The 13,798-nt window shown below is 28.6% G+C and carries 16 protein-coding genes; 5 read left to right on the top strand and 11 right to left on the bottom strand.

Going from position 1 to position 13,798, the window contains the following annotated elements; all coding sequences use genetic code 11:
- Positions 1-16 precede the first annotated feature (16 nt).
- Positions 17-1,024, bottom strand: a complete 1,008-nt coding sequence (locus tag DS884_RS00635; RefSeq protein WP_093870933.1) for a 3-oxoacyl-ACP synthase III family protein — start codon at positions 1,022-1,024, stop codon at positions 17-19.
- Between the two features lie 185 nt (positions 1,025-1,209).
- On the opposite strand from DS884_RS00635, the gene htpG reads away from it, so the two are divergent.
- Positions 1,210-3,123 (top strand): molecular chaperone HtpG, encoded by a 1,914-nt coding sequence (htpG, locus tag DS884_RS00630; protein WP_113785382.1) that lies wholly within the window; start codon positions 1,210-1,212, stop codon positions 3,121-3,123.
- Positions 3,124-3,207: 84 nt separating this feature from the next.
- On the opposite strand, the gene DS884_RS00625 is transcribed toward htpG, so the two are convergent.
- From DS884_RS00625 to DS884_RS00590, 8 genes are read right to left on the bottom strand one after another with little or no spacing between them, the layout of a single operon-like run.
- A complete protein-coding gene (locus DS884_RS00625) occupies positions 3,208-3,963 on the bottom strand; it encodes a LytR/AlgR family response regulator transcription factor (protein WP_113785381.1) in 756 nt (251 codons plus the stop codon).
- Positions 3,964-4,006: 43 nt separating this feature from the next.
- Positions 4,007-4,324, bottom strand: a complete 318-nt coding sequence (locus tag DS884_RS00620) for a 2TM domain-containing protein (protein WP_113785380.1) — start codon at positions 4,322-4,324, stop codon at positions 4,007-4,009.
- Positions 4,308-4,643: a 2TM domain-containing protein gene (locus DS884_RS00615; RefSeq protein WP_113785379.1), complete on the bottom strand. Its 336-nt coding sequence runs from the start codon at positions 4,641-4,643 to the stop codon at positions 4,308-4,310. The genes DS884_RS00620 and DS884_RS00615 overlap by 17 nt, the downstream gene beginning before the upstream one ends.
- Positions 4,644-4,663: 20 nt before the next feature.
- Positions 4,664-4,981 (bottom strand): 2TM domain-containing protein, encoded by a 318-nt coding sequence (locus tag DS884_RS00610; protein WP_093870928.1) that lies wholly within the window; start codon positions 4,979-4,981, stop codon positions 4,664-4,666.
- 2 nt (positions 4,982-4,983) lie between these two features.
- Complete coding sequence (locus tag DS884_RS00605; RefSeq protein ID WP_093870927.1) at positions 4,984-5,271, bottom strand: 2TM domain-containing protein; 288 nt, start codon at positions 5,269-5,271, stop codon at positions 4,984-4,986.
- A gap of 5 nt (positions 5,272-5,276) precedes the next feature.
- Positions 5,277-5,561, bottom strand: a complete 285-nt coding sequence (locus DS884_RS00600) for a 2TM domain-containing protein (RefSeq protein ID WP_093870926.1) — start codon at positions 5,559-5,561, stop codon at positions 5,277-5,279.
- A 31-nt stretch (positions 5,562-5,592) separates the two neighbouring features.
- Positions 5,593-6,948 carry a 2TM domain-containing protein gene (locus tag DS884_RS00595; RefSeq protein WP_113785378.1) on the bottom strand — a complete coding sequence of 452 codons (1,356 nt, stop codon included), beginning with the start codon at positions 6,946-6,948 and terminating at the stop codon, positions 5,593-5,595.
- Between the two features lie 12 nt (positions 6,949-6,960).
- Positions 6,961-7,374 carry a DUF2141 domain-containing protein gene (locus DS884_RS00590; protein WP_113785377.1) on the bottom strand — a complete coding sequence of 138 codons (414 nt, stop codon included), beginning with the start codon at positions 7,372-7,374 and terminating at the stop codon, positions 6,961-6,963.
- Positions 7,375-7,569: 195 nt separating this feature from the next.
- Here DS884_RS00590 and DS884_RS00585 point away from each other — a divergent pair, with 195 nt between their 5' ends.
- Both DS884_RS00585 and DS884_RS00580 read left to right on the top strand, forming a co-directional pair.
- Positions 7,570-8,064, top strand: coding sequence for an RNA polymerase sigma factor (locus tag DS884_RS00585; RefSeq protein WP_093870923.1), 495 nt, complete (start codon positions 7,570-7,572; stop codon positions 8,062-8,064).
- A gap of 8 nt (positions 8,065-8,072) precedes the next feature.
- On the top strand, positions 8,073-8,687 hold the full coding sequence (locus DS884_RS00580) for a hypothetical protein (RefSeq protein WP_093870922.1): 615 nt from the start codon (positions 8,073-8,075) through the stop codon (positions 8,685-8,687).
- 34 nt (positions 8,688-8,721) lie between these two features.
- Here DS884_RS00580 and DS884_RS00575 read toward each other — a convergent pair whose 3' ends face one another.
- Both DS884_RS00575 and DS884_RS00570 read right to left on the bottom strand, forming a co-directional pair.
- Positions 8,722-9,741, bottom strand: coding sequence for a threonine aldolase family protein (locus DS884_RS00575; protein ID WP_113785376.1), 1,020 nt, complete (start codon positions 9,739-9,741; stop codon positions 8,722-8,724).
- 25 nt (positions 9,742-9,766) lie between these two features.
- Positions 9,767-12,151 carry a zinc-dependent metalloprotease gene (locus DS884_RS00570; RefSeq protein WP_113785375.1) on the bottom strand — a complete coding sequence of 795 codons (2,385 nt, stop codon included), beginning with the start codon at positions 12,149-12,151 and terminating at the stop codon, positions 9,767-9,769.
- A gap of 94 nt (positions 12,152-12,245) precedes the next feature.
- Between DS884_RS00570 and prfB the strand changes: the two genes are divergently transcribed.
- Positions 12,246-13,352, top strand: a complete 1,107-nt coding sequence (gene prfB / locus DS884_RS00565; protein WP_093872027.1) for a peptide chain release factor 2 — start codon at positions 12,246-12,248, stop codon at positions 13,350-13,352.
- Between the two features lie 14 nt (positions 13,353-13,366).
- Positions 13,367-13,708, top strand: a complete 342-nt coding sequence (gene arsC / locus DS884_RS00560) for an arsenate reductase (glutaredoxin) (protein WP_113785374.1) — start codon at positions 13,367-13,369, stop codon at positions 13,706-13,708.
- Positions 13,709-13,798 lie beyond the last annotated feature (90 nt).

The raw sequence follows: 13,798 nt of genomic DNA, 5'->3' as shown, positions 1-13,798 counted from the left end.
TATTTTATCAAACGTCTTACCAACGAATAACTACAGACCCCCAAGTAAATCCGCTACCAAAAGCAGCTAATACTACCAAGTCTCCATCATTTATTTTTCCTTTTTCCCAAGCTTCAGTTAACGCAATAATTACTGATGCAGCTGTAGTATTTCCATATTTTTGGATATTATTATACACCTTATCATCAGCTAATTGAAACTTTTTCTGAATAAATTGAGCAATACGTAAATTCGCTTGATGAGGAATTAACATATCAATATCTTCTTTTTGTAAATTATTAGCTTGTAAACCTTCTACTATTGCTTCAGAAAAGCGAACAACAGCGTGTTTAAAAACAAATTGTCCGTTCATATATGGAAAATACGAAACATCTTCAGGATCATTAGCTTCTAATATTTCAGGTACCCAACGTCCAGTTGATGGTCCTTCTAATGCTAACTCTTTTGCATGTTTTCCTTCAGAATGTAAATGAGAAGATAAGATACCTTTTCCTTCTTCTTCACAACGTGACAAAACTGCAGCTCCCGCTCCATCTCCAAAAATAACAGTAACACCTCTTCCTCTAGTTGATCTTTCTAAACCACCTGAATGATTCTCTGATCCAATAACTAATATATTTTTATACATCCCAGTTTTTATAAACTGATCAGCAACTGAAAGAGAATAAATAAAACCAGAACATTGATTACGAACATCAAGAGCACCAATAGTAGGCATATCTAACATATCTTGAACACGAACTCCTCCTCCTGGGAAATACATATCTGGACTTAAAGTTGCAAATACAATAAAATCTATATCATCTTTGGTTAAACCTGCTCTTTCTATAGCTATTTTAGCAGCCTTAGCTCCCATTGAAGATGTATTATCTCCTGTTTTTGGGTCAATCCAACGACGTTCTTTAATACCAGTTCTCTCTTGAATCCATTCATCATTCGTATCCATCCACTGGGTTAAATCATCATTAGTTACCACGTTGTCAGGCACGTAATACCCTAATCCTGTAATTTTTGAACTATACATAATTTTTTATGTTATTTTTTACTTTTATGCAAATGCGTAGCTTGTAAAAGTAGTAATTTTTAACTTTTCACACAAAAACAATCACTATAGTCATTTTATATGTCATCTTGGCACATATCTATTTTTGGTATTTTTTTTGACAATAAAATTAACCAGAAAATAATATCAAATAAAATATATAAATTATGAGTAAAGGAAACATTAATGTATCGGTAGAAAATATATTTCCACTGATTAAAAAGTTTTTATATTCTGATCACGAGATTTTTTTACGTGAATTAATTTCTAATGGAACTGATGCTACTACTAAGTTAAAGCATTTGATATCTATTGGTGAAGCTAAAACTGAATTAGGAGATGCTAAAATTGAAATTAGCATTGATAAAGATGCAAAAACATTGACTATTAAAGATCAAGGTTTAGGTATGACTGCTGACGAAGTAGAAAAGTACATTAATCAAATTGCATTTTCAGGAGCTGAAGAGTTTTTAGAAAAATATAAAGACGATAAAAATGAAACAGGTGTAATTGGTCACTTTGGTTTAGGTTTTTACTCTGCTTTTATGGTAGCAGATAAAGTTGATTTAATTACAAAGTCATTTAAAGATGAACCAGCAGCTCACTGGACATGTGATGGTTCTCCTGAATATACCTTAGTAGAGCACGACAAATCTGACAGAGGAACTGAAATTATTTTACATATTGCTGATGACTCTACTGAATTTTTAGAAGAAGCTAAAATTTCAGGTTTATTAAATAAATATAATCGTTTTAATCAAGTACCAATTAAATTTGGAACTAAACAAGTAAACGATCCTGATTTTACACCTCAAACAACGACTGATAAAGACGGTAAAGAAACTACTGAGCCACATAAGCAAATTGATGTTGATAACATTATCAACAACACAAACCCTGCTTGGACTAAAAAGCCAGCTGACTTAGAAGCAGAAGACTATACTAACTTCTATCGTGAATTGTATCCTATGCAATTTGAAGAGTCTTTATTTCATATTCATCTAAATGTTGATTATCCTTTTAACTTAACAGGTATATTATTTTTCCCTAAGTTATCTCAAAACTTAGACATGCAAAAGGATAAGATTCAACTGTATCAAAACCAAGTTTTTGTAACAGATAATGTTGAAGGTATTGTTCCTGACTTTTTACAAATGTTAAAAGGAGTTATCGATTCTCCAGATATTCCTTTAAATGTTTCTCGTTCTTACTTACAAGCTGATGGAGCTGTAAAAAAGATTTCTGGATATATAACTAAAAAGGTAGCTGATAAATTAAGTTCATTATTTAAAAAAGATCGTGCCGATTTTGAACAAAAATGGAATGACATTAAAGTTATTATTGAGTACGGAATGTTATCTGAAGATAAGTTCTTTGATAAAGCTAAAAAGTTTGCTTTATACCCTACAGTAAGCGATTCATTTTTCACTTTTGATGAGTTAATTGAAAAAACAAAAGATGCTCAAACTGATAAAGATGGAAATCACATCATTTTGTACGCATCTAACAAAGAAGCACAACACAGCTATATTCAAGATGCTACAGCAAAAGGATATGAGGTTGTTATATTAGATTCTCCAATTGTATCACATTTAATGCAAAAACTAGAAACTTCTGGTGAATCTAAAGTTCAGTTTACCCGTGTTGATTCTGATTTTATTGATAATTTAATTAAAAAGGATGATACAGTTATATCTAAATTAACTGATGAAGAGAAAGAAACTTTAAAACCAGTTATTGAAGGAGCTGTTAACAACAAGAGCTATACTGTTCAATTAGAAGCTATGGACTCTTCTTCTTCACCTTTCTTAATTACTGTGCCAGAATTTATGCGCCGTATGAAAGAAATGCAAGCTTCTGGTGGTGGAGGTGGAATGATGGGAATGGGTAATTTACCTGAAATGTATAACTTAGTTGTAAATACAAATCACCCATTAGTTTCTGAAATTTTAACTGCTGAAGAGGGCAAGAAAAAAGAACTAATAACACAAGCTTTTGATTTAGCTAAACTATCTCAAAACTTATTACATGGTGAAGAATTAACAAACTTTATCAAACGTTCTTATGAATTAATAAAATAAGACTCACTATCATATTTAAAAGCCTCTTTATAATTAATTATAAAGAGGCTTTTTATTTTAAACTTTAAACAAAATAATTTTAAATTATTCTATCCAATTTTTAAAATCTTTAACACGCTCTCTACTTACAATAATTTCTGCTTCATTATAAGTATGTAATTTCAATTGTAGTCGTGAGTTAGTATATGATATTATATCTTTTATTGCATTAATATGAACTATATAAGTTCTGTTAACCCTATAAAATTGTTCTGGGTCTAATTGTTCTTGCCAATATTCTAAAGAGTGATCTATTAAATAATTTCTATTAGAATTTGTATGAATATAAGTAGCCTTATTCTCTGAATAAAAACACTCAATTTCATCTGTATGTATAATTTTTATATGCTGTCCTACTTTTATTGTAAAACGTTTTTTATATTTTCTATCGATAGGGTTGATAAGTAACTTCCTTATATCATCAATATTAACCTGTATGTCGGTTTCTTTAGGTTTATTATTAATAAATTTATCTACCGCTACTTTTAATTCATCTTCATCTAATGGCTTTAATAAATAATCTATAGAATTTAATTTAAATGCCTTTAAAGCATATTCATCATAAGCAGTAGTAAAAATAATAGATGACTTCACTGGTACTTCTTCAAATATCTCAAAAGACAATCCATCAGATAGTTGAATATCTAAAAAAATTAAATCAGGATGTTCGTTTTTTTGAAACCAATTAATTGCTTCTTCTACTGAATGTAACATTTGTTGAGCTTCTAAATTTAAAACAGCTAACATTCTTTGCAGTCTTCTTGCAGCTGGTTTTTCATCTTCAATGATTATAATATTCATTACTTACAGTCTTCTTTATAATTTAATTTTACTTAACTTTTAACTATTTATTTATAAACTCTTTTATTTTTTCTTCTTCCCAGTTTTTTCCAAATAACTTTCTAAAACCAAACACTCTAAAAGCATCTATTATTAAAATAACTCCCCATATACCCCACAATGGATAATGTTCAAAACCATTTTCAGTAAACTTATTACTAACTCTTAGTCCATCAAAAACTCTAACTACAACATCAAAATAATTCGATATAAACGTAAATGCTAAATTAACAATTAAATATGCTGATAAATGCTTGTAAAATTCTTTTAACTCTTTTACTCTTTGTTCTGCTTTAATTCTTTTATTATCTGTTTCCATCATACCTAGTTTGATTATCCATATGTTCTTTAATTTTTTTCTCTTCCCAGTTTTTACCTAAAAAGAAATCAAAACCAAAAACTTTAAATGTATGAAATACTAAACCTATTCCCCAAAAAAACCAAATTGCAAAAGTTCCAAAATCGAAAAAAGCTTCTTGAAAAGTTTCTCCATTACCAACATTTCTTACTATCTTTTTTACACTTATAAATATATTAACTACTATATATACAGATAGATGAATATAATACTTTTTTAATTCTTCAACTTTCTTTTGCGCTCTAAAATATTTTTGCTCCTTTGTATAATTATCTGTTTTCATTTTGATTAAGTTTTTATTTATTATTCATCATTTTTCATATACTCATCTATCTTACGTTTTTCCCAATCTTTATTAAAAAATAAAGAATCTCCGTATACTCCTAGCCAATGAAAAAACAAACCTATTCCCCAAAATATCCAGGTTGAGTATACCCCGAAATTTTGTAACACTTCTATTAAAGAATCTCCATCATCAGACATTAACCCAAAAATTACCATTGATGAAATAAAAACATTTACTACTACATATGATATTAAATGCCAATAAAATCCTTTTATTTTCTCTACTTTTTTCTTTGCAAGTAAATATTTATGCTCTTTTTTATAATCTTTCTCCATCTTTATTTATTCTTTTTTATATACTCATCTATTTTACGTTCTTCCCAATCTTTACCATACCCTATTACATCTGATCCGAAAACTATCATCCAATGAATAAAGGTTACCAATATTATTCCCATGACAGGAAACCAAAACCAATGAAAATAAGGTACAAATGTTAAGTTCACTGAAACTATTATAACAATTGAAACTATGTTTACTACAACATGTATATAAAAAGCTTTTACTTTTTTTATCTTTTTTTTCGCTTCAATATATTTTTTTTCTTGAGTATAATTAGTATCCATAATTATTAGTTGTTATCTAAATATTCTTTAATTTTTTTCTCTTCCCAGTCTTTACCAAATCCTAATTTATCAAAACCGAAAGCTCCAAACCAATGAAAAAAAAGCCCAATTGACATTCCCATAATAGGAAACCAAAACCAATGAAATTGAGGAACAAATCTTAGGTTAATGAAAATTAAAAAAGGTATTAATACTATTGTTACTAATAAATGAATATAAAATCCTTTAATTTTTTCTATTCGCTTCTTCGCTTTAGCATATTTGTACTCATATGTATAATTTTTTTCCATTTTTTCTATATTTTCAATTAACTAATTCTTATTATTGGTACTTATCCTCTTCTTCCATTAGTTCTTTTATTTTACGCTCTTCCCAATTTCTTCCTAAAAACATTCTGTAATTATTTACTTCTAAGAAATGAAATATTACACCTATCCCCCATCCTATCATTGGAAACCAGAACCAATGAAATTGTGGTGATACTCTAAGATTTATAAATATTAAAAAAGGTATTACTAAACAATATGAAATTAAATTTTGGTAAAATTCTTTAAGTTTCTCTACACTCTCTACCGCTTTTACATATTTATTATTCTCTAAATCATTTGTATCAATTCTCATATCTTTTACTTTTGTTAACAGTGGTAAGCTCACTGTAAATGTTTTATTATTTTTTGTTATTTGCACATTTCTTTTGGTTATTAAACCATATCTATCTGCAATATTTCTTAATCCTACTTTTGTACTCTTCCCAATCGCTTCTTTAGGATTTATATTATTCTGTACTTGTAAGAAACCTTCTTCTTCATAAATTTTTATTTCTAAAGGTTTATTTGAAGAAACTACATTATGTTTTACAGCATTTTCAAGTAATAACTGTAAAGACAACGGTACTATTTTCAATTCAGGATTATTTAATGTTGTTGGAATCGTAAACTTTACAGCATCTTCAAAACGCATTTGTAACAACTCCATATATGTTTTTGCAAACAACAACTCTTCTTGAATTGGTACTAACTCTTTATTTCTTTGTTCTAATACATACCTATAAACTTTAGATAGTTTAGTTGTAAACTTTTCAGCTTGATATGGGTTTTCACCTATTAAAGAGGTTAATACATTTAAGCTATTGAATAAGAAGTGTGGATCTATCTGACTTTTTAATGTTTCAAACTTTGCCGTTTCTGTTTTGGCTACTATTTGTTGTTGCGTACTTTCTTTTTTTACTGATTCTTTCCAGTTTTTCATAAAGCCTCTCGCATGAAAGAAAGCAGCCATTCCTAAAGCTAACATTACAGCAAATAAATGTGTCCAAAATAATTCTCCTTTAAAAAAGTTATTAATACCTCTATCAAAAATTATAATGTATTGTATATAATGAATTAATAATACGGCAATAACATTAAAAATAACTGTTGTTATAACTCCTGCCCAAACTCGTTGGTTTGTTTCTTCAACCCAACTCCATTTAGAACTTAAATAATCATTTATATAGCCATTTCCCATACCTAAAACGAACGAATACATTGCTGAAAAGAGAAAAATAATACCTGCTCCTTTAATACTAAACTGCCTGTTAACTATAATAAAAAACACGCCGAAAATTAAAGTCATTTTTAAGCAAACCCAAAAATCTTGTTTTAGTTTATCTATTACGTTTTTATTTTCTGTATTCATTCTATTTGTATGTTAAAATCTAATTTCTAAAGATACGTTATTATCAATAATAGTAAACTTTGCATCTTCATATTGCGGTGGTCCAAAATTCATCACATTATTTGATGCACCATAGTTTTCTATCGGCATACCATTAGGTTGAAAATCCATTTTATTATTATCATTTTTATCATGATAACAAACAATTGCATATTCACCAGCAGGAACATCATTAAAAACTACTGTACTTTTTCCATTAACAATTTTTGAAGACTTTGCTTTTACAGGCTCTTTCATAAAATTATCTTTATTATATAAAGCATAACTTACTTTTCCTTTGTTAGATGTTACATTTACAACTGTTGCAGTAATTGTTTGCTTTTGAGCCGAAACCGTTTCTATTGTAAATACTATTATTAATACTAAAATACTTGTTAAAAATCTCATCTGTGTATGTTTTAAGTTTAATTACACTACAAATATCTAATCATAGTTGTGTTTTTTAAATTAAAAACTACTCAACTGTATTTTTTTTAGGCTGAATTGTCACTTGAATATTATAAATTATAAAAAAATTGAAATAATAGTGTAACGTTTCTTATTTTTGATCTACTTATTCAATATCAACAGTTACTAAACTTAGTGCAAACAGAACTCGAAAATAAATTTTTATCCGATTTTGAAACTAATCAAAATATAGTGCATAAAGTATGTAGAATTTATACTACTAACCAAGATGCTCATAATGATTTGTTCCAAGAAATAACTATTCAACTTTGGAAAAATTACAGCAAATTTCGAGGTGATGCAAAATTTAGTACGTGGATGTATAGAGTTGCTTTAAATACAGCCATTTCATTATATAGAAAATCAACTAGAACGATAAAGACACAAGATATTAGTGACTTTACTTATAAAATACAGTCTAATGAATATGATGATACAGAAGAGCAACAGTTAAAATCTCTATACAAAGCTGTTCATAAATTAAATGATATAGATAAGGCTCTTATTTTTTTATACCTCGAAGATAAAGCCTATAAAGAAATTGCTGCTACATTAGGTATAAGTGAAGTAAATGCTAGAGTGAAAATGAATAGAGCAAAAGATAAATTAAAAAAAATACTGACACCCTAACGTATTATATGGATGCATTAGATAAATACAAAAAAGCTTGGGATAATCAACCTAAAGAAACCAATAAGGTTTCTAAGGTTGATATATACAAAATGGCACAATCAAAATCATCGTCTATTGTTAAATGGATATTTATTATCGGATTATTGGAACTTATTATACCACTATCCATGTATCTATTTTTTGATTTAGACAAATTAGATGATACCTATGCTAAACTTGGTTTAGCTAATTATGCATTTTATTCTCAAATTATATTATATCCTGTTGTTCTTGTTTTCTTGTTTTTGTTTTATAAAAACTATAAAAACATTTATACAACTGATACCACTAAAGAGTTAATGCAAAAAATACTAAAAACCAGAAAAACTGTACGTAATTATATATTTTTAAACTTAGGGTATGCTTTTATCACTTTAATTGTAGTAGTGTTCGCAACTATAAAAACTCAATTTAACAATTTAGGCACTAAAGAAATAATTATAACATCCTTAGTATCTATAGCATTTGGTATACTTTTAATAGGCTGTATCTGGTTAATATACCAACTATTATACGGTATCTTATTACGAAAATTGAATAAAAATTATAAAGAACTGGCTAAATTAGATAGTCCAAACTAAAAAAAGAGAAGCTTAAAAGCTTCTCTTTTTTATTTTAATATTCTTTTAATTCTTTTAATAAAATTGATAGCATATTGTCTGTAAAATCCAAATGCGTTACTATTCTTATTTTTCCTTCCCCCATCGAAATTAGTAAAATTCCTTTTTCTTTCATTCTTTCCATAAATTCATCAGGGTTTATAGAGTCATTCACATAAAAAATAATAATATTCGTTTCAATTGGTTCTACTTTTTTCACATAACTACAAGATGTTAGTACATCTCCAATTTGTTTCGCCTTTTGATGGTCTTCCTTTAATCTATCTACATGATTATCTAATGCATAAATAGCTGCTTCAGCTAAAAAACCAGCTTGTCGCATACCTCCTCCAAATAATTTTCGAACCCTTAGAGCTTCTTCCATCTGTTTTTTAGTTCCTATTAAAACAGATCCAACTGGTGCTCCTAATCCTTTAGACAAACAAATAGAGATTGTATCGAACAATTCACCGTATTGCTTTGGGCTTTCATTCTTTGCTACTAATGCATTAAACAATCTTGCTCCATCTAAATGATATGCTAAATCATTAGATTTAGCTACTCTTTGTATTTTTTTTAATTCTTCAAAATCCCAACAAGCTCCTCCACCTTTATTTGTTGTGTTTTCCACACAAATTAATCTATTATATGGCGTATGAATATCATTTCTTCCAGCTACTAACCCTTCTAGTTGTTCAGCAGTAAACATACCTCTATCTCCATCTATTAAACAAGAAGTTACTCCTGCATTAAATGCTGCTCCTCCACCTTCATAATTGTACACATGTGCCCATTTATCACAAAACATTCTATCTCCTGGTTGAGTATGAATTTTTATAGCTGTTTGATTTGCCATTGTTCCAGATGGAAAAAATAATGCATCTTCCATACCAAACATAGCGGCTACTTTTTCTTGTAACTTATTTACTGTTGGATCAGCTTTAAATACATCATCTCCTACTTCAGCATTCATCATTACCTCTAACATTTTTTTTGTTGGTTTGGTAACTGTATCACTTATTAAATTGATTTCCATAAATACTTTTATTCTTCTTTTAATATTAATATCTCGTTCCTATCGGTGAACCATCAGGCATTTTAGGTGCTCTTTGTTTTTTGTACTTTAAAGGATTCTTTTTAAAATCTTGAATCATTTCCAAATATTGAATATCCATTAAATTCTTATTCTTCTTTGTAAGATAATTTACTAACTTATTTATTTCATTATTTGTTATTGCCTTAGCTTGAGAATATATATTCTTATCTACAATTATTGAAAACATTCCTTTCAACACTTCTTCTTTAACCATTTCATTTAATCCCTTATAATAACTATCATTAAACGATCTTTTAAACGTTTTAGTTATTAACTTGTCTAAAACTTCGCTTAACCCTAGTTGACTTTCATCTAAATTTTTATGTTGAATTAACCTATTTATCCTTTCTGGGTGCAGTAAAAAGCTTAATGTAAATTCAGTAGCAGTTTGCATTGCTCCATATGGATCAAAAGCAACTCCTGTTTTACTTTTAAAGCTTTCTCTAGTTCTATAATATCCATATGCACGTGGAGGAAATAAAGTTAATATTTTTTTAGGAATTCCTATTTTTTCTACATCAATTGTTTTTAATAAACTTTTTAACGCTTTACGCTCTGCTTTACCACTAACTCTTTCAACAACTTTTTCTTTTTGTCCTTTAACTGCATAGGTATAATCTAAACCTCCTATAGTTTTTGAAGTCGCATCAACTTGGTATCTATGAAAATAGTAAAGAGGTACAAATACATCTTCCAACACAGAGTATGGTTGTTTACTTTTAATATTGTCAATAGAAAAACTTTGGATGGCATGTGCTCTTATTTCTAAAATAGTATCTAATTCATCACTTGCGCTTTCTCCATTATCCCATAAATGTGCATACGCATGTGCACTCCCTTTAGAACGAGAATCTGAATCAGTTATAAATCGTAATCCTTGTGCAAAAGCATTCTCTAAAATTTTATTTAAGTTACTTTCTTCATTACTTTCAAAATCTTGATAAGCATAAGCTACGGTAACTTTATCCCATATACCTATTTTAGTATCATATGCTTCTGAAAAATCTATTGCACCATTTTTTAATGATAATTTAGGGTGTGGATAATCCATTACTGAAGACCTTCCATTTGTACTTGCTGCAAAATTATGAGCAAAACCTAAAGTATGACCAATTTCATGGGCTGATAGTTGACGAATTCTTGCTAAAGCCATATCTAAAGCAAAAGAATCATTTGCAGTATTATTTTTATAAGGAGCTTGTAAAGCTTGGGCAATTAAAAAATCTTGACGTATACGTAAAGATCCCAAACTAACATGACCTTTTATTATTTCTCCAGTTCTTGGATCTGTAATACTTCCTCCATAACTCCAACCTCTAGTTGATCTATGGACCCACTGAACCATATTATAACGAACATCTAATGGATCTACTCCTTCAGGCAACATTTTTATTTGAAATGCATTTTTATAACCTGCTGCTTCAAAAGCTTGATTCCACCAACTTCCTCCTTCTAATAAAGCTGAGCGAACTGGTTCAGGTGTTCCTCTGTCTAAATAATAAATAATTGGTTCTTTTGCTTCACTAATTGCCGCTGATGGATTTTTCTTTTCTAAACGATGTCTTGTAATAAATCTTTTCTTTATTGGTTCATTAACAGGGGTAGCATAATCCATATAAGTCATTTGCCAAGAACCACATCTAGGATCATACTTTCTAGGAGTATAATTATTATCTGGTAACTCCACAAAAGAATGATGTTGATGCACTGTTATTAAGGAAGCATTAGGGGCTACACTTCTAACATTATAGCCTTTTGGTTTTCCAGAAAAAGTAAGCATAATATCAAATTCTACATTTTTAGGAAATGCTTTAGTTCTTCCCAAATTAAATGCACTCTTACTCTTATCTAATCGATAACTTCCTTCCTTATTTCTAGCGAGTGTATTAGTTACACCATGAGCATCTCTCATAAAAAAACCTGTTGCATCAACCAAATATTTATTCTTTTTAGATTCTTTAATCTTAAATCCGTATAAAACTGATTTAGCAAAAGCTTCTTTTACAGATTCTTTTTCTTCTTTATTACTAGTTATAGCTCTGTAGTCTTGATTAGGTTGAATTAATAATAATTTATTTCCTGCTTTTAAAAACTTAACCACAACACTATTTCCTAATTGCCCTCTATCTAAACCAATATCATTTGATCCAAGTCCTTCTGATAATGAATTAACATATAAAAACTCATTATTTAATTTAGTTACTTCTAAAAATATTTTATCATTACTTTCATCATAATAAAAAGTAAAATATCCTTTATACTTAGTAACTTCTTTATTTCCTTCAAAAAATTGTGAAAATCCAGAAAATGTTACACAAAAAAATAAAATAAATGTAGTTAGTTTTTTCATTATGTTAAATATTTCTATAAAAATAGAAAAATACTATTGGTTATTTAAAAACACTTCTGTCAATCTTAAATTTTAACTTATTTTTGTGATGATTATGATAACACAAGAACAGTTAAAAAATATCTCAGAGCGAGTAGTTAAACTAAAATCGTATTTAGATATTGATAAAAAATTAATTGAAATAAATAACGAAGAAGAAAAAACTGCCAATCCTGATTTTTGGAATAACCCAAAAGAAGCTGAAGCTTTAATGAAAGAACTTCGTTTTAAGAAAAAATGGGTTAATGATTATAACTCTATTGTTACTTTAAGTGAAGATCTTATTGTTTTATACGATTTTTATAAAGAAGGTGATGTTGAAGAATCTGAAGTTATTGAACAATATGAAAAAACAAGTACTCTTTTAGAAGATATTGAGTTTAAAAATATGCTATCTGAAGAAGGTGATAGTTTAAGTGCTACCATACAAATTACAGCTGGTGCAGGAGGAACAGAAAGTTGCGACTGGGTAGAAATGTTAATGCGTATGTATACCATGTGGGCAGAAAAACAAGGATACAAACTAAAGACACTTAACTATCAAGCAGGTGATATCGCTGGTGTAAAAACAGTAACCATCGAAATTGATGGTGATTATGCCTTTGGATGGTTAAAAGGAGAAAATGGTGTACATCGTTTAGTTAGAATTTCACCATTTGATAGTAATAATAAAAGGCATACTACTTTTGGTTCTGTATATATTTTTCCTGTAGCAGATGATACAATTGAAATAGAAATAAACCCAGCAGATATTGAAATAACTACTGCTCGTTCTAGCGGTGCTGGAGGTCAAAATGTAAATAAGGTTGAAACTAAAGTTCAATTAACTCATAAACCAACTGGTATACAAATTCAATGTTCAAATTCTAGGTCACAACATGATAATAGAGCTACAGCTTTAAAAATGTTAAAATCTCAATTGTATGAAATTGAATTACAAAAACGATTAGCAACTAGAGAGAATATTGAAGCTGGAAAGTTAAAGACTGAATGGGGTAGCCAAATTCGTAATTATGTAATGCACCCTTATAAATTAGTAAAAGATGTTAGAACAGCTCATGAAACTGGAAATGTAGATGCTGTTATGGATGGAAACATAAATCCTTTTTTAAAGTCTTATTTAATGATGATGGGGCAAAAAGAAACAGATAAAACTTTTTAATACAAAAACATAAAATGATAAAAATATACCATAATAATAGATGTAGTAAATCTCGTTGCGGTTTGGAGATACTTGAAAATTCTGGAAAAGAATTTGAAATAGTTAAGTATTTAGATACGGTTCCTTCAAAAGAAGAGTTAAAAGAAATTATTACATTATTAGGCATAGAACCTTTGCAATTAGTTCGTAAAAACGAAAAGATTTGGAAAGAGAATTTTAAAGGAAAAGAATTAACAGACGATCAAATAATTGAAGCAATGATTCATTACCCAAAGTTAATAGAACGCCCTATTGTAATAAATGGCTCAAAAGCGGTTATAGGTCGCCCACCAGAAAATATCACTACAATTTTATAATATAAAGCTCTCAAGTAATTGGGAGCTTTCTTTTTAACACTAATTAACAACTAAAAACTTAGTTTGTAAAGTAATTGATGTATATTAGCT

This window comes from Tenacibaculum sp. E3R01, from assembly GCF_003318185.1.
Taxonomy (GTDB): Bacteria; Bacteroidota; Bacteroidia; order Flavobacteriales; family Flavobacteriaceae; genus Polaribacter; species Polaribacter halocynthiae.
The sequence above is the reverse complement of the archived record's forward strand: the minus strand, read 5'-3'. Positions and strand labels throughout refer to the sequence as shown.